16 protein-coding genes are annotated in these 16293 nt (G+C 62.9%); 10 read left to right on the forward strand and 6 right to left on the reverse strand.

Translation table 11 applies throughout. The annotated features are described in order from the left end of the window. Positions 1-93 precede the first annotated feature (93 nt). Complete coding sequence (tal, locus tag H597_RS0126745) at positions 94-1023, reverse strand: transaldolase (protein ID WP_028104815.1); 930 nt, start codon at positions 1021-1023, stop codon at positions 94-96. Between the two features lie 121 nt (positions 1024-1144). Here tal and H597_RS0126750 point away from each other — a divergent pair, with 121 nt between their 5' ends. The 3 genes from H597_RS0126750 to H597_RS0126760 all read left to right on the forward strand — a co-directional run bounded on the left by H597_RS0126750 (position 1145) and on the right by H597_RS0126760 (position 3164). Further along, on the forward strand, positions 1145-1519 hold the full coding sequence (locus tag H597_RS0126750; RefSeq protein ID WP_028104816.1) for a hypothetical protein: 375 nt from the start codon (positions 1145-1147) through the stop codon (positions 1517-1519). A gap of 36 nt (positions 1520-1555) precedes the next feature. Beyond that, the gene (locus tag H597_RS0126755) at positions 1556-2812 is read left to right on the forward strand and encodes a D-amino acid dehydrogenase (protein WP_028104817.1); all 1257 of its coding nucleotides are present in this window, start codon (positions 1556-1558) and stop codon (positions 2810-2812) included. Between the two features lie 76 nt (positions 2813-2888). Further along, positions 2889-3164 (forward strand): DUF4242 domain-containing protein, encoded by a 276-nt coding sequence (locus H597_RS0126760; RefSeq protein WP_028104818.1) that lies wholly within the window; start codon positions 2889-2891, stop codon positions 3162-3164. Here the strand turns inward: H597_RS0126760 and H597_RS0126765 are convergent. Beyond that, a complete protein-coding gene (locus H597_RS0126765) occupies positions 3161-4087 on the reverse strand; it encodes a GGDEF domain-containing protein (RefSeq protein WP_051294140.1) in 927 nt (308 codons plus the stop codon). The genes H597_RS0126760 and H597_RS0126765 overlap by 4 nt on opposite strands. Positions 4088-4183: 96 nt before the next feature. On the opposite strand from H597_RS0126765, the gene H597_RS0126770 reads away from it, so the two are divergent. Further along, positions 4184-4588, forward strand: a complete 405-nt coding sequence (locus H597_RS0126770; RefSeq protein WP_028104820.1) for a hypothetical protein — start codon at positions 4184-4186, stop codon at positions 4586-4588. A gap of 98 nt (positions 4589-4686) precedes the next feature. Here the strand turns inward: H597_RS0126770 and H597_RS0126775 are convergent, their stop codons facing one another. The 4 genes from H597_RS0126775 to pgi are packed head-to-tail and all read right to left on the reverse strand — an operon-like array spanning position 4687 to position 9587. Then, positions 4687-5541 carry an SIS domain-containing protein gene (locus H597_RS0126775; RefSeq protein WP_028104821.1) on the reverse strand — a complete coding sequence of 285 codons (855 nt, stop codon included), beginning with the start codon at positions 5539-5541 and terminating at the stop codon, positions 4687-4689. Continuing rightward, on the reverse strand, positions 5541-7013 hold the full coding sequence (gene zwf, locus H597_RS0126780; protein WP_028104822.1) for a glucose-6-phosphate dehydrogenase: 1473 nt from the start codon (positions 7011-7013) through the stop codon (positions 5541-5543). The genes H597_RS0126775 and zwf overlap by 1 nt, the downstream gene beginning before the upstream one ends. Before the next feature lie 34 nt (positions 7014-7047). Further along, the gene (locus H597_RS0126785) at positions 7048-7941 is read right to left on the reverse strand and encodes an SMP-30/gluconolactonase/LRE family protein (RefSeq protein WP_028104823.1); all 894 of its coding nucleotides are present in this window, start codon (positions 7939-7941) and stop codon (positions 7048-7050) included. Further along, positions 7938-9587 (reverse strand): glucose-6-phosphate isomerase, encoded by a 1650-nt coding sequence (gene pgi / locus H597_RS0126790; RefSeq protein ID WP_028104824.1) that lies wholly within the window; start codon positions 9585-9587, stop codon positions 7938-7940. Before pgi ends, H597_RS0126785 begins: the two co-directional genes overlap by 4 nt. 181 nt (positions 9588-9768) lie before the next feature. Here pgi and edd point away from each other — a divergent pair, with 181 nt between their 5' ends. The 6 genes from edd to H597_RS0126820 all read left to right on the forward strand — a co-directional run bounded on the left by edd (position 9769) and on the right by H597_RS0126820 (position 16262). Beyond that, on the forward strand, positions 9769-11691 hold the full coding sequence (gene edd, locus H597_RS0126795) for a phosphogluconate dehydratase (protein WP_028104825.1): 1923 nt from the start codon (positions 9769-9771) through the stop codon (positions 11689-11691). 3 nt (positions 11692-11694) lie between these two features. Continuing rightward, positions 11695-12315, forward strand: a complete 621-nt coding sequence (eda, locus tag H597_RS0126800) for a bifunctional 4-hydroxy-2-oxoglutarate aldolase/2-dehydro-3-deoxy-phosphogluconate aldolase (protein ID WP_028104826.1) — start codon at positions 11695-11697, stop codon at positions 12313-12315. Continuing rightward, positions 12315-12827 (forward strand): hypothetical protein, encoded by a 513-nt coding sequence (locus H597_RS32635; RefSeq protein WP_035375336.1) that lies wholly within the window; start codon positions 12315-12317, stop codon positions 12825-12827. Before eda ends, H597_RS32635 begins: the two co-directional genes overlap by 1 nt. 27 nt (positions 12828-12854) lie before the next feature. Next, on the forward strand, positions 12855-13454 hold the full coding sequence (locus tag H597_RS33605) for an RDD family protein (protein WP_028104827.1): 600 nt from the start codon (positions 12855-12857) through the stop codon (positions 13452-13454). Positions 13455-13600: 146 nt separating this feature from the next. Further along, a complete protein-coding gene (locus H597_RS0126815) occupies positions 13601-14833 on the forward strand; it encodes a DUF3667 domain-containing protein (RefSeq protein ID WP_035375337.1) in 1233 nt (410 codons plus the stop codon). Between the two features lie 10 nt (positions 14834-14843). Further along, on the forward strand, positions 14844-16262 hold the full coding sequence (locus H597_RS0126820) for a hypothetical protein (RefSeq protein ID WP_028104829.1): 1419 nt from the start codon (positions 14844-14846) through the stop codon (positions 16260-16262). The last annotated feature ends 31 nt before the right edge of the window (positions 16263-16293 follow it).

The raw sequence follows: 16293 nt of genomic DNA on the forward strand, positions 1-16293 counted from the left end.
CTGTTAATTGTAACGTTTTGTATAGCTGAAAATGACAAAAAAGGCGCCGCAGCGCCTTTTTTCGGGGGGGGGGGGGGGGAAGCGGCGAAATGCTCAGCGCAGTGCCGAGATCATCTGCTTCAGTTTGTTGGCGTCGGCCACGAAGGCGCGGATGCCTTCGGCCAGCTTCTCGGTCGCCATCGCGTCTTCGTTCAGCATGAAGCGGAAGGTCTTTTCGTCCATCGACATCTTCATGGCGGTGCCGGAGTCGGCCGGGCTCAGCTTGCGCTCGACCGGGCCCTGGGTGTCGGCCAGCTTTTGCAGCAGGTCCGGCGAAATGGTCAGCAGGTCGCAGCCGGCCAGTTCCAGGATCTGGCTGGTGTTGCGGAAGGAGGCGCCCATCACTTCGGTCTTGTAGCCGAACTTGCGGTAGTAGTTGTAGATGCGCTTGACCGACTGCACGCCCGGGTCTTCCGCGCCCTGGTAGTCGATGCCGGTCGACTTCTTGTACCAGTCGTAGATGCGGCCGACGAACGGCGAAATCAGCTGCGAACCCGCTTCCGCGCAGGCGATCGCCTGGCACAGCGAGAACAGCAGGGTCATATTGGTGCGGATGCCTTCCTTTTCCAGCTGCTCGGAAGCGCGGATGCCTTCCCAGGTTGAGGCGATCTTGATCAGCACGCGTTCGCGCGGAATGCCGGCCTTTTCGTACAAGGAAATCAGCTCGCGGCCCCTGGCCACATTGCCTGCCACGTCAAAGGACAGGGCGGCGTCGATTTCGGTCGATACGCGGCCCGGCACGTATTTCAGGATTTCCGTGCCGAAGGCGATCAGCAGCTTGTCGATGATTTCGCCGGTGGTGGAATTCTTGTTGTCGCGTACCGCCTTTTCCAGCAGCGGCTTATATTCGTCCTTTTGCACCGCCTTCAGGATCAGGGAAGGATTGGTGGTCGCATCTTGCGGCGCATACGCCTTGATCGACTGGAAATCGCCGGTGTCGGCAACAACGGTAGTGTATTGCTTGAGCTGTTCGAGCTGGTTCATTGCAGTCCTGAAAAAGAGGGCGACGGAAAGGACTTATTGTACTAAATCGGCGCGCGCCATCGTGTTGCGTTTACAATGGAGAGTATTGGTATTTTCATATTTTGGTATTGAGGAGTTGGCCATGATCCTGGCAATTGTTGGAGCCCTGCTGCTGGCGCTGGGCCTGTTCTCCGGAGCTGCGCTGGTGATGGCCCAGCTGGGCATCGGTGGCGTGGCCGCCGGCATCTCGCTGTGGCTGATGTTCCCCCTGTTTAGCATCAGCGGCTACCTGCTGTTTGCCACCGGCGCGCGCGTGGCCAATTTCCGCGCGATGTCCTTTGCCGTCTCGATCGCCCTGCTGGTGATGGCGGTGGGCTGCGCGGCGGCCCTGGTGGCGGATGCAACGGCCTTGCTGGCGCTGCACGGCGGTACCGGTGCGTTGTGGTATGTGCTGCTGATCGCCGGTGCGCTGGGCGCAACGGGCGCCGCCTCGCATGGACGGGTGGCGGCGCAGTAGGGGACCGTAGGAGGCTGTGAATCTCTCAGTTCCACCATGAAATCTATCGCAGTGATCGGCGGCGGCATCACCGGCGTCACGACCGCTTATGCACTGGCCCGGCGCGGCCTGCACGTCACCCTGTTCGAACGTCATCGCTATCCGGCCATGGAAACCTCCTTCGCCAACGGCGGCCAGTTATCGGCCTCCAATGCCGAAGTGTGGAACAGCTGGGGCACCGTGTTCAAAGGCTTGACATCGATGCTGCGCAGCGATGCGCCGCTGCTGGTGAACCCAACGCCGGGCTGGCACAAGCTGTCCTGGTTTGCCGAATTCCTGGCCGCGATTCCGCGCTACGAATCGAACACCATTGCCGGCGCGCGGATGGCCATTGCAGCGCGCGAGCACCTGTTCGGCTGGGCGCGCGAGGAAGGCATCGACTTCGACCAGCGGCAGGAAGGCATCCTGCATATCTATCGCGACAAGGCGCGCTTCGACCACGCTGCCCGGGTGAGCACACTGCTGGCGCAAGGGGGCCTGACGCAGCGCGCCGTTACGCCGCAGGAAATGCGGGCCATCGAACCGACCCTGGCTGGCCGGTTCTACGGCGGGTTCTACACCGAAAGCGACAGCACGGGCGATATCCACAAATTCACGGTGGGTCTGGCGCAGGCGGCCCAGGCGCGCGGTGTGGCGCTGGCATGCGGCGTCGATGTGCGGCGGCTTGACGCCGGCGAGGATGGCGCGCGGGTCCTCTACACCCGCGACGGTATTGAGGAAGCGCAGCGTTTCGATGCCCTGGTGGTATGCGCCGGCACGGCCAGCCGGAAGATTGCGGCCATGCTGGGCGACCGTGTCAACGTCTATCCGGTGAAGGGCTACTCGATCACGGTAATGCTGGAAGATGCAGCAAGCCGCGCGGCCGCGCCGACGGTCAGCCTGCTGGACGACGCCAGCAAGCTGGTTTGCAGCCGCCTGGGCGCCAACCGCTTCCGCGTGGCGGGAACGGCGGAATTCAATGGCTTCAACCGCGACATCCGCGCCGAGCGCATCGCGCCCCTGGTGAACTGGGTGCAGCAATGCTTCCCCGGCGTCAGCACGCGCCAGGCCGTGCCGTGGGCGGGCCTGCGGCCGATGATGCCGGACCTGATGCCGCGCGTCGGCCCCGGCAAGCGGCCTGGCGTGTTTTACAACACCGGCCACGGCCACCTGGGGTGGACCATGGCGGCCGCTACTGCTGAGCTCATCGCCGGCCAGCTGCAGCAGGCACTGGCACCGGCAAGCCCGCGCCGGCGCGCACCGTTGGCGGCTTGACTGGACAGCGCGGCAGGATAGTCTATGGTGAAGATGGGCGGCCCGGCCGCCAATCCGGCAACCGAAGGAGACCACTATGCCCCGCTATATTGTTGAGCGCACTTTCCCCGAAGGCTTGCACATCCCTGTGACGGCGGACGGCGCCAAGGCCTGCGACGCCGTGATCGGCACCAATGCCCGCAGCGGCGTCACCTGGATCCACTCCTATGTGAGCGAGGACTTGCGTAAAACCTACTGCCTGTACGAAGCGCCATCGCCGGAAGCGATCCGCGAAACCGCCGAAATGAACAAGCTGCCGGTCGACAAGATCACGCAAGTGACCTCGCTCGACCCGTATTTCTACAAAGGCTAGGCGGGCTGCCCGATGACGATGCGGTTGCGGCCCGCGTGCTTGGCCGCATAGAGCGCCCGGTCGGCCGCTTCCAGCAGCGTCCTGGCGTCGTTCAGGCGCTCTTTATCGAAGCTGGCGACACCGATGCTCAGGGTGACATGCGCATGCGCAGCTTCTGGGGCGTGCGCCAATTTCAGGGATTCCACATATGCACGGATCACTTCCGCATGCTGGACCGCCTGTTCGGGCGTGGTATCGGGCAGCACAGCGGCAAACTCTTCGCCGCCGTAGCGCGCGGCCAGGTCCGCCGGGCGCTGCAGGCGCGACGCGAAGGCTTCGGCCACCATGGTCAGGCAGGCGTCGCCCTGCTGGTGGCCGAAGTGGTCGTTGTAGGCCTTAAAGGAATCGATATCCATCAGCAGCAGGGAAAGGGCGCCGTCCTGGCGCTGGGCGCGGCGCAGCTCGCGGTCCAGCGCCACGTCGAAGTGACGGCGGTTGGCGATGCCGGTCAGGCCGTCCACATAGGATTGCGCGCGCAGGGCCTCGGCCTGGCCGCGCAATTGGCGTTCCCGGTCGACGGTATTGCTGACATCCGCCACCTCGATCAGGCAGAAGCGTTCCTTGCCTTCGTTGAAAGGCGTCAGCGTGACCGACTGTTCGATGCGTTCGCCGCCCCAGGTGCCCGCGGCAAACAAGGGGAAGGGCGTGCGATCCTGGTTCTGCGGCAGGACGGACGGCAGGTTGTTGGCCAGGGCGGACTGCAACGATTGATCGATGCGCCGGCCCGACAAGGCGGGAAACGCCTCCAGCAACGTCAAGCCCTGCACACGGGAAGCCGCCATGCCGGAGCGGCTGGCTAGCCATTGGTTCCAGAAAACGATACGCTGGTCAGCATCCAGCACCATGAAGCCCAGGTTGGCAAGACCGAGTACACGGCCATACATTGTTGATTCTTGCATGAAAGGCATTATATGGATTTTAGAGCCGTGCGTCGGATTTTTATGTTGAGAAATTTCATTATGGAAACATATAATACTGACATGAAAAAAATCATTATTCTGGGCGCGCTTTGCGCTGCCTTTTCCGCGCACGCCGCGGAAGCCACGCCGCAAGCGGCACTTGATCAATTCCTGCGCTTCGAACTGGACGGCGGACGCCTGCGCAACGATACCGAAGGGTATTTCGAGCAGGTTCACCTGGTCGACGGTTGGAAAACCGACGCGCTGAACTGCGACGCCGCGCGCTGCAAGGCCGTGGTGACGTTCAACTACACGCCGACGGCGGGGCTGGACATGGAGCAGGCGGTACCGCATCCCAAAGGCGGCAGCTCGCAGGTCGAATACACCGTGCTGCAGAAGGGCGGCCAGTGGCAGGTGGAATCCGGCAAGGATACGCCGCACGTCTCGCGCGTCGCAATGGAAAAGTTGCTGAAGGACGGTCTCTAAGTCAATGAAAGCCGGGGCCAGCTCTGGCAATCGGACATTCGCGCTGCGCGAAGCGCAAATCTCCTCGAGAAGCCAGAGCTGACCACCGCTTTCAAATGTTAACCAATGAAGGAGTCGAACTGCATGTCGAACTCCTGCAGGGCCTTTTGCGCGTTCTGCATTTTCTTGCGGAATTCGGGGCCGCGTTTCAGCGCCAGTCCCACGGCCAGTACGTCAATCACCACCAGGTAGGCCAGGCGCGCCGAGATCGGGGTGTACGGGTCGGTGTTGAAAATCAGGTCGATCGGGATCAGGACCGATGCCGTTTCCGCCAGCGGCGTGCCCGATGGCGCCAGCACGATCACGTCGGCGCCGCCTTCCTTTGCCAATTTTGCCGAACGCACCAGGGCCGGGCTGTTGCCGCGCTGGGAAATCGCGACCACGGCGTCGCCTTCATGCAGCAGGGCCGCAGAAATACTGTGGATCGCCGGGTCGGCATAGGCCACGGTCGGCACGCCCGAGCGGAAGAATTTGTGCTGGGCGTCCGCCGCCACGATGCCCGACGTCCCATGTCCGTAGAATTCGATCTTGCGCGCCCGCGAGAGGATGTCGAGCGCTTTTTGCACCGGTTCGGCGTTCAGGTTGTTGCGCAGGTCCAGCAGCGTGTTGATGGAGCGGCTGCAGATCTTGCTCACCAGGTCGGCGGCCAGGTCGTCCTGCGCCGGCTGGTCGTTCAGGCCGGGCAGGGCGAGCGCCAGGCCTTGCGCCAGTTTCAGTTTGAACTCATGCCAGCCGTCGTAGCCGAGCGTGCGGCAAAAGCGCACCACGGTCGGTTCGGAGACTTGCGCCGTCTTGGCCAGCGCCGTGATATTGGCGCCCACCGTGCGGGTCGGGTTGTCTAGCACGGCCAGCGCGACCTTGCGCTCCGATTTGGAGAGCGAGTCGAGCTGGGTGCGGATGGAATCGAGCAGCATCAGTCTTCAGGCAACGCTTCTTCACGCCATTGCAGGCCGTCGCGGCCGATCAGGGCGCTGGCCGCAGCCGGGCCCCAGGTGCCGGAGGCGTACGGCAGCGGCGTGGAGTCGTCCTGCTCCCAGTTGTTCAGAATCGGTTCGACCCATTCCCAGGCGGCTTCCAGTTCGTCGCCGCGCATGAACAGGGTCAATTGGCCGCGCAGCACGTCCAGCAGCAGGCGCTCGTAGGCGTCCATGCGCGGCATCTTGAAGGTTTCGCGGAAGTCCAGTTCCAGCTCCGCCGGTTTCAGGCGCATGCCTTCGCCCGGGGTCTTGGCCATCAGGTTCATGCGCAGGCCTTCGTCCGGCTGCAGGCGGATCACCAGGGAGTTCGGCTGGAAGCTGGAGGTCGGCTGGTTGAAGATCGAGTGCGGGATCTGCTTGAAGCGCACCACGATTTCGGCCAGCGAATCGGCCATGCGTTTGCCGGTGCGCAGGTAGAACGGCACGCCGGCCCAGCGCCAGGTGTCGATTTCGACTTTCATGGCGACGAAGGTCTCGGTCCTGGAATTCTGCGGCGCTTCCGGTTCGTCGCGGTAGCTCGGCACAGCCTTGCCTTCCACATGGCCGGCGCGGTACTGGCCGCGCACGATGTTCTGCGCCAGCGTGGTCGGGGTGAAACGCTTCAGGGAGCGCAGCACCTGCAGCTTGGAGTCGCGCACTGCGTCCGGGGCGATCGAAGTCGGCGGTTCCATGGCGACGATACACAGCAACTGCAGCAGGTGGTTCTGCAGCATGTCGCGCAGCGCGCCGGAGGTGTCGTAGTAGCCGATGCGGTTGCCCACGCCCAGTTTTTCGGCGATGGTGATCTGCACGTCGGAAATCCATTCGCGGCGCCACAGCGGTTCGAACAGGATGTTACCGAAGCGCAGGGCCAGCAGGTTCTGTACGGTTTCCTTGCCGAGGTAGTGGTCGATGCGGTAGATCTGCGATTCTTCGAAGACCTTGCCCACTTCGGCGTTGATCTGCTTGGCCGAGGCCAGGTCGCGGCCCAGCGGTTTTTCCAGCACCACGCGCGAATTCGGCGTGGCCAGGCCTTTGTCCTTCAGGTTGTCGCAGATGCGCGAGAACAAGGCTGGCGGCGTCGCCAGGTAGTAGACGCGGGTGACGCCCTGGTCGCTGCGCAGGGACTCGGCCAGCGGCCCGTAAGTGGCGGCGTCGGTGGCGTCCAGCGATACGTAGACGATGCGCGCCAGGAAGCGCTCCCAGTTCTCATCGGTGGCCTTGGCGGACTTGATATGGGGACGCGAAGTGGTGGTCACCATATTGATGAACTCTTCCTGTGTGCTTTCCTGGCGGCCGACGCAGACGATGCGCGCAGTCGGCGGCAGGTCGCCGCAGACATCGCGGCTAAACATAGCGGGCAGCAGTTTGCGCATTGCGAGGTCGCCGCTGCCGCCAAACAGAACCAGGTCGAAATCAGAGAGAGCCATAATCGTCTTCAGGTGAGTTGAAACAGAGTTTACTTCAGTCTACGTAAGCAGGTTCAATGCGCCCCGCCACCGGCATGCGCACCGACAGCAATTTGCCGGTCAGCGGAAGCGCTGCCAGTTCTTCCGCCGGACGCTTGCCGGCGGTGGTGATGTACAGGGTGCGCAGGTCGTCGCCGCCGAAGGCTACCATGGTCGGGCAGCGCACCGGCAGGCGGATCTCGTCGAGCTGGTCGCCTTGGGGCGACAGCTTGAGGATGCGGCCGCCCTCGAACATGGCGACCCAGTAATTGCCTTCGCTGTCGACCGCGGCGCCGTCCGGGCGGCCGCCGTAATCGGCTGCCGATTTGTCGGTGGAGAAGCGGCGCACGTCGCGCTCGTCGCTGACGCTGCCGGACAACAGGTCGAACGCAAAGCGCGTCACGCGGTGGCTGGCCGTCTCGGCGTGGAACATGGTCTTGCTGTCCGGGCTGAAGCCCAGGCCATTCGAGTTGACCATGCCGCCGGACCAGACTTTGCGGACCTGGCCGCGTTCCAGCACATACATTTCGGCCGCCGGCTTGTCGCGCGGTTCGTAAATCGTGCCGCACCAGAAGCGGCCCGCGGCGTCGCACTTGCCGTCGTTGAAGCGGGTGGTGGACTGGTCGAAGGGCGCTTCCGCCACCAGTTCCAGTGCGCCGCTGTCCGGGTCGAAGTGCGAGAAGCCGCGCCGCTGCGCGACCATCAGGCCGCCGCTTGCCGCGCGCGCCAGCGCGGACGCTTCGCTGTCGACCTTCCATTGTTCATGCCGTCCGCTGGCGCTGCACAGGCGGTGGATGGCGAAGCCTTCGATATCGACCCAGTACAGGGCTTTTTCATCGGGCACCCAGAGCGGGCTCTCGCCCACCGTCATGGTGGCGTCGCAGGCGACGTCGATCTGGTAGCTGTTCATTCGATCTGGGCCGACTTGGCCATGACGATCAGGCCGTTGGTCGAGCTGTCATGGGCTTCCGGATCGACCTTGCCGGTCAACTCGGACTGGATCTTCTTGGCCAGCACCTTGCCCAGTTCCACGCCCCATTGGTCGAAGCTGGCGATGTTCCAGATGACGCCCTGCACGAAGGTCTTGTGCTCGTACAGCGCGATCAGGGCGCCCAGCGTCGATGGCGTCAACTGGTCCATCAGGATGGTGTTGGAGGGGCGATTGCCGGGGAAGGTCTTGTGCGGCACCAGCTCTTCGATTTCCGCCGCCGGCAGGTTGGCGCCTTTTAGCTCGGCGCGCACTTCATCCTCCGTTTTGCCCTTCATGAAGGCTTCCGACTGGGCGAAGCAGTTGGCCAGCAGGGCATCGTGGTGGCCGGGCAGGTCGTGCGTGGCGCGCAGGGCGGCGATGAAGTCGATCGGGGTCGTGTCGGTGCCCTGGTGCAGCAGCTGGAAGTAGGCATGCTGTGCGTTGGTGCCGCACTCGCCCCAGACGACCGGGCAGGTCGGGGTGTCGACCGGCTGGCCGTTTTTGGTCACGCGCTTGCCGTTGCTTTCCATGTCGAGCTGCTGCAGGTAGGCCGGGAAGCGGCTCAGGTCGTGGTGGTAGGGCGCAATGGATAGCGTGCCGGCGCCGAGGAACTGGCGGTTCCAGAAGCCGATCATGGCCAGCAGCACGGGCATATTCGCTTCCAGTGGCGCTTCGCGGAAGTGTTCGTCCATGGCGTGAGCGCCTTCCAGGAAAGCCTGGAAGTAGCCGAAGCCGATCGCCAGCGCGAGCGGCAGGCCGATCGCCGACCATACCGAATAGCGGCCGCCGACCCAGTCCCAGAAGGGGAACATGTTTTCAGGATCGATGCCGAAGGCGCGCACCGCATCGGTATTGGTGGATACGGCGACGAAGTGGCGCGGCAGGTCGGCTTCCTTGCCCTTGGCCAGGAACCAGTTGCGCGCGGTCTGCGCGTTCAGCATGGTTTCGGCCGTGGTGAAGGTCTTGGAGGCGACAATGAACAGCGTGGTCTCGGGATTGACCTGCGCCAGCAGCGCGTCCATATCGTGGCCGTCCACGTTGGAGACGAAGTGCATCTTCATGCGCGGGTGGCAGTAGGAGCGCAGGGCCAGCACCGCCATCTTCGGGCCCAGGTCGGAACCGCCAATGCCGATATTGACCACGTCCGTGACCGGCTTGCCGGTATGCCCCAGCCAGCCGCCGTTGCGCACCTTGTCGGTGAACACCTTGATGCGGTCCAGCACCGCGTGCACGTCGCCGTTCACGTCCTGGCCATCCACATGCAAAGCCTTGCCGCGCGGCATACGCAGGGCCGTGTGCAGCACGCTGCGGCGTTCGGTAATATTGATCTTTTCACCGGCAAACATGGCGTCGCGCTGCTCTGCCACCCCGCGGGTGCGGGCCAGGTGCACCAGCAGGCGGATGGTTTCATCGTTCGCCCGATTCTTGGAATAGTCCAGGAACAGGCCTGCCGCGTCGACCGTCATGCGCGGAAAACGGCCGGAATCCTTCTGGAACAGTTGGCGGATGTGCCAGTCGCGGGCGTCGTGGGCGTGGTGTTCGAGGGCCTGGTAAGCGGCGGTGGAGGTCAGGGCAGGCGAGCGCATAATGTCCTGTGAAGTTGGATCGTAGTGGCTAACTATACAGAAAAATCGGTAAATTCACTACAAATCTTTTAACGTGCTATAGGCTGCAAGGGGCGTGGAAGCGTAATTCAGCGCGTTGGAGGCGCTCGTTTCCGGAGATTTTGTAGTAAAATTTCCGTAAATTCATTGAAAAGGAACGATCATGCCGTTGCATCCAGTCCTGGAAAAAGTCACCGCGCGCGTCACCCAGCGCAGCCGCGTGTCCCGCGGCGCCTACCTGGCCCACCTCGAGGCGGCGCGCGTCAAAGGCCGTCCGCAGCGCGGCACGCTGGCCTGCACCAACCTGGCGCACGGTTTTGCGGCATTCCCGGCGAACGACAAGCTGGTGCTGAAGGAAGTGAAGAAGCCTTCCGTGGCGATCATCTCCGCGTATAACGACATGCTGTCGGCGCACCAGCCGTTCGAAACCTTCCCGGCCATCATCAAGGATGCCGTGCGCAAGGCCGGGGCGGTGGCGCAGTTTGCGGGCGGCACGCCTGCCATGTGCGACGGCGTGACCCAGGGCCAGCCGGGCATGGAGCTGTCGCTGTTCTCGCGCGATGCGATTGCCATGGCGACGGCCGTGGGCCTGTCCCACAATATGTTCGACTCCGTGCTGTACCTGGGCGTGTGCGACAAAATCGTTCCCGGCCTGCTGATCGGCGCGCTGCACTTCGGCCACTTGCCGGCGGTATTCGTGCCGGCCGGCCCGATGACCTCCGGCCTGTCGAACAAGGAGAAGGCGGCGATCCGCCAGCGCTATGCGCAGGGCAAAGCCACCCGCGAAGAACTGCTGGAAGGCGAAGCCCAGTCTTACCACGGTGCCGGTACCTGTACGTTCTACGGCACCGCCAACTCCAACCAGCTGCTGATGGAAATCATGGGCCTGCACTTGCCGGGCGCCGCTTTCATCAACCCGGGTACGCCGCTGCGCGACGCGCTGACCGCCGCCGCCGCCCAGCATGCGGCCCGCATTACCGAAATGGGCAGCGCGTACACTCCGGTTGGCCATATCGTCGACGAGAAGGCTATCATCAACGCCGTGGTGGGCCTGCTGGCGACCGGCGGCTCGACCAACCACACCTTGCACCTGGTGGCGATCGCCAAGGCGGCCGGGATCGTGATCGACTGGGACGATTTCAACGAACTGTCCGCCGTGGTGCCGCTGCTGTGCCGCATCTACCCGAACGGCGACGCCGACGTAAACCACTTCCACGCTGCCGGCGGCACCGGGTTCGTGATCCGCGAGCTGCTGGATGCGGGCCTGCTGCACGAGGATGTGCACACCATCCTGGGCAAGGGCCTGCGCCAGCACTGCGCCGAGCCTTTCCTGGGCGACGATGGGACCAGCGTGGTCTTCAAGGATGCGCCGCTGAAGAGCGCCGACGAAAAAGTGCTGCGCGGGGCCGCCGATCCGTTCTCGAAAGATGGCGGCATGGTGCTGGTGCAGGGCAACCTGGGCCGCGCCATCATGAAGGTCTCCGCCGTGAAGGAAGAGCACCGGACGGTGGAAGCGCCGGCGCTGGTCTTCGATTCGCAGGAAGCCTTCATGGAGGCCTACAAGGCCGGCAAGCTCGATCGCGACTTCGTGGCCGTGATCCGCTTCCAGGGCCCGAAAGCCAACGGCATGCCGGAATTGCACTCCCTGACCCCGGCGCTGGCCAACCTGCAGGACGCCGGCCGCAAGGTGGCGCTGGTGACCGACGGCCGCATGTCCGGCGCCTCGGGCAAGGTGCCCGCCGCGATCCACGTGTCGCCTGAAATCCTGGCTGGCGGTCCGCTGGGCCTGGTGCGCGACGGCGACATCATCCGCGTCTGCGCCGCCACCGGCACCCTCGACGCCCTGGTCTCCTCCGACGTATGGCATGGCCGCTCGCTGGCGCAGGCCGATCTCTCGCCTAACCAGATCGGCATGGGCCGGGAACTGTTCTCCATGTTCCGCAGCACCGTGAGCGAAGCGGAGCAGGGCGCGGCTACCTTCCCGCTGCCTTCGCCGATCCCGACCACCGTGCCGCTGCACGGCAAAGACGACGTGGGCAACACCGTGCCCGGTTCCGATGAAGATTTCCTCGCCAAGAAAGCCTGATATATGACCCTGCTTGAAATTATGCGTACCTCGGCCGTGATTCCCGTCATCGCGATCGACGACCCCGACCACGCCGTGCCGCTGGCGAAAGCCCTGGTGGCGGGCGGCATCCGCGTGCTGGAAGTGACCCTGCGCACCCAGCACGGCCTGGCGGCGATCCGCGCCATGAGCCAGGTGGAAGGCGCGATCGTCGGCGTCGGCACCCTGACCCAGCCCGAGGAATTCGCGGCCGCGCGCGATGCGGGGGCGGTGTTCGGCGTGTCGCCGGGGCTGACCGATGCCCTGATCGGCGCCGCCAAGTCGAGCGGCCTGGCGCTGCTGCCGGGCGTGATGACGCCGTCGGAAGTGATGAAGGCGCGCGAACAGGGCTTCAGGCAGCTGAAGCTGTTCCCGGCCGTTCCCGCCGGCGGCGTGGGCATGCTGAATGCGATTGCCGGCCCGCTGCCGGATGTGATGTTCTGCCCGACCGGCGGTATTTCGCAGGACACGGCGCCGGCCTTCCTGTCGCTGAAGAACGTCGCCTGCGTGGGCGGCTCCTGGCTGACGCCGAAGGACGCCCTGCAGGCCGGCGACTGGGACCGCATCACCGCCATCGCCAAGGCGGCCAGCGCGCTGCGCCACTGATGGAAGTCATTGCCCGGCCTTTGACGTCGGGCGAGATCGCGCTGGCCAGGCAGGTGTTCGGCAGCGCGATCGACTACCAGCGGGTGCGCGTCCACAACACCCGCTTCATTCCCTTCCTGCAGCACAAAGATGTCTGCATCACGCCCAACGGCGAACTGTATTTCCACTTGTCGCGCTTTCGCCCGGACTTCTCGCTGGCCAGCGCGCGCGAGCAGCACTGGTTCATGCACGAGATGGCCCATGTCTGGCAGTACCAGCTTGGCTACCCAGTGATGTGGCGCGGCGCCATCCGGATTGGGCTCAGCTACGATTACGAGGTGTCGCCCGAGCTGCGCCTATGCGACTTCAATATGGAGGCACAGGCCGAGGTGCTGGCGGATTATTTCGCGCTGGCCTTTTTGCACAAGCTCGATACCGGGGTCTATGCCGACATGCTGAGCGACTTCCTGCGCGACCCCGCATCGCACGCCAACTTGCCGAATATATTTTTTGCTAACAGTGTGGTATCGTAGTTGCTTTTGAGCATTTATTAAGTCGCTATGCATAATCCCTATCAGGCACCCGTCGCCACCCTGGAACAAGGTAATCAGGAGGGCGATTCCACTCCGGCGGTCGGGGGCTTCTGGCCGCGCGTCGGCGCAAAAATCATCGATTTCCTCGTCATGCTGCCGATTGTCGGACTGACTATCTGGCTGAGCGCAAAGTCGCGTTCCTTCTATTTCTGGGCGGTGATTCCGTCCCTCCTGTTCGCCATGTTCTACTCGGTCTACCTGGTGCGCCGTTTCGGCGGCACCCCGGGCAAACTGGCATTGAAGCTGCGCGTGCAGATGAAGGATCATTCGCCGGTATCGTTCACGGCAGCCTTGATTCGCGAGGCGCCTTTGATGCTGATGGGAGCCGCCAGCAATCTTGGTCTGGGGATGGCCGCCATGCAGATGGACGATGCGACGTATATGGCGCTGGGTTTCATGGAACGAAGCACGATGCTGGTGGCCACGGGCCCTGGCTGGGTGACGATTGTCAGTTGGCTGATCAATGCCTGGACCTTGGTGGGCGCCATCGTGCTGCTGTTGAACGAGCGCCGCCGTGCCGTGCACGACTTCCTGGCGGGCACCGTGGTCGTCAAAGTCAGCAAATAAGACGGGCCGGCGGGCCAGGTTGCAGCGCTGGTTGCGCTGCCTTGGGCGGCAGTTGGAGCCGTCATCGCCGTGGCCGCTGGCTTACTTAGCAATAAAGAGCAATAATTTGCTAACATTGCCACTTTGCACTTGGTGGAGTGGCAGTGATGGGACTCGAGATTGAAGCAGCAGGCGACCTGGTGACGGCCACCCTGGTGGCGAGCGAGGTGGAGGGCGAAGCCGGTCAATCCGGCGCACACGCGGATGCAGGCCCCTGCGCCAACTGCGGTACGCCGGTGACCGCCAATTACTGCGGCAACTGCGGCCAGAAAGGCCACCTGCATAAATCGGTGCTGCACCTGGGCGAGGAATTGCTTCACGGCCTGCTGCACTTCGACACCAAGGGCTGGCGCACCTTGCCGCTGCTGGTCATGCGCCCCGGCGAGCTGACGCGCCGCTACATCGACGGCCAGCGCACGCGCTTCGTTTCGCCGCTGGCGCTGTTCCTGTTCATGATGTTCTTCATGTTCTTCGTCTTCTCGCTGACGGTTGGGACCCATTCGACTTCGGATGCCGAAGACGGTAAAGACAGTGCGGTCACGTTCGAACAGAAAATCAACAAGAAAATCGCGGGCCAGAACGCGTTGATTGCCAAAGCCGAAAAAGAGCTGAAAGAGGTGGAGGCAGGCAGTCCGAAGGCGGAAAAAGCGCAGCGCCGTCTGGAAAAAGCGCAGAAAGAGCTGGCCGGATTGAATGTTGCCCTGCAGGCTGGCAAGGCTGCCTTGGGCGATCCTGCCAAGGTAAATGAGGCGAAGAGCAAACCGGAAGAGGAAGGGAAGGCCGCCAGCCCGGATAGCTCGGAAAAAGATACCGGGAAGGATGACGATATCGCAGCGGAAGTCATTCGCGATGTAGCGACTGGCGTAGCAAACAGAGAGGACAAGGCCGAGGGGAAGCGTGGCCTGCATTCCGATCTTCCGTGGGTCGACAAGGCTATCAAGCATGCCGCCGATAATCCGGAGCTGGCCAAATACAAGCTGGTCAATGCGGCCTACAAATATGCGTTCCTGCTGGTGCCGATATCGCTGCCATTCCTGTGGCTGATGTTCTTCTGGCGTCGCGGCATCACGATGTACGACCATGCCGTGTTCTCGCTGTATTCGCTGTGCTTCATGTCGCTGCTGCTGGCGGTCTTTACGACACTGGGCCATTTCGGTTTCGGCGTCGCGGCAGGCCTGCTGCTCGTTTTCGCCCCGCCAGTACACATGTACCGGCAATTGCGCGGCGCATATGCGTTGTCGAACTTCGGCGCGTTATGGCGCACCTGCTTCCTGCTGCTGATGGCGTTGATCGTGCTCTCAATCTACGCACTGGTGGTGCTGACGCTGTCTGCTGCATAAGGAAAGGTTAATGGTTTTTTCGTTTTTCAAGAATATTTTTCGCCGCCCCGATCCAGTAATTTCGCCGCCGCCGGCGGCAGGGCCCGCAGTTAAGCCGCAAAGCGTTCGCCCGGAAATTGCGGCGCAGAGCCGGCGATTGAAGTGGCATGATCTGGCTGAACTGGAGGAGCAGCTGGGGGACTATTCTGGATATGTGCGCCAGGCCGCAGTCGAGCGCTGCCTGGAGCTGAGCTTGCCAGGCACGCTGCCCTTGGTGGCCACTCGACTGAACGACTGGGTACCTCAAGTACGGGACGCGGCAAGGGCGGCAGTGCTGGCGATGCTGGCCGACGCCAGTCCGGAGGATCAGTGCGCCGCTTTGCAAATAGTGGGCGCGCTGCGGAATGCGAACCGCACAAGCCATGCCGAATGGATTTCTGCATTCGAGGATATCCTTCTGTCTTCGGCAGGAGAGGATGGTATTTGGGATTGGTATGTGGCGGCACCAAATAAACTGGCAAGAATATGTTTTGAAATTTTGCTGAAGCGCTCATCGCGCATCCTGCCGAAAATGCTTGCCAACGGCGTTTCCTCCAGGCGCGATATTGTTATCGCTTGCCGAAGCGCGCAAATCGCCAGGGAACTGCCTGTATCCGAGGGTCTGCCTGTACTGCGTATTGCGCTGAATTCACAGTTTGGCGCAGTCCGCCGGATTGCGTTGCAGGCCCTGCTGGCCAATGGTGGGGCGGGGGACTTGGTGCTCGATTATCTGCTGGATATGCACGGGACAGTGCGAGGAATCGCCATGTCCCATCTGCGTGAGCAGCAATTCGATTTGAACGCATTTTATCGCAGCGCATTGCTTGATTCGGCTCAGCGGCCAACGACACATCGCATCGCTTTGCTTTCGTTGGCGTCGTTGGGCAGTTCCGGGGATTTGGCTCTGGTCAAGGAGTACACCAACGCCGCGGCCAGCAGGTTGAGAGGAGCGGCCTATGCCGCCTGGATGCGGCTTGCACCAAATGAAAAAGACGAACTGATGCTACGTGCCTTTTCGGACCGCTCACCATTGGTCCGCAAATTCGCCAGGCAGGTCTTGGAAAAGCACGGCGGATATGCGTCATTTCCCGACCTTCATGCGGCGATCGGGGCAAATGAATATCTGCTCGGTTTGATGTTTACTGTCCGCGGCCATAAATGGAACTGGCTGGAAGCGATATCGCTCGTTGCACGTGATATTGCTCCTGGTTCGCCATTGGAAAAGGATCTTGCTGCAGAATTGCTGCACTGGATATCAAGCGCACGCTGGTCGCGGCTTCGCCCAATCGGGGCGCAGGCACAATCGCTCTCCGATCCAGTAACCGTCCAGCGCTTGGAAAGGTTGATTGCTGGGGATGCCGATTCGATTGGGCAGATGCGCGAACACCTAGCCCAAGGCTTGGCCGCCTGACCGCCTTGCTACCGCCAGGCGTGCCGTGCCG

It is taken from the genome of Pseudoduganella violaceinigra DSM 15887 (assembly GCF_000425385.1).
Taxonomy (GTDB): Bacteria; Pseudomonadota; Gammaproteobacteria; order Burkholderiales; family Burkholderiaceae_D; genus Rugamonas; species Rugamonas violaceinigra.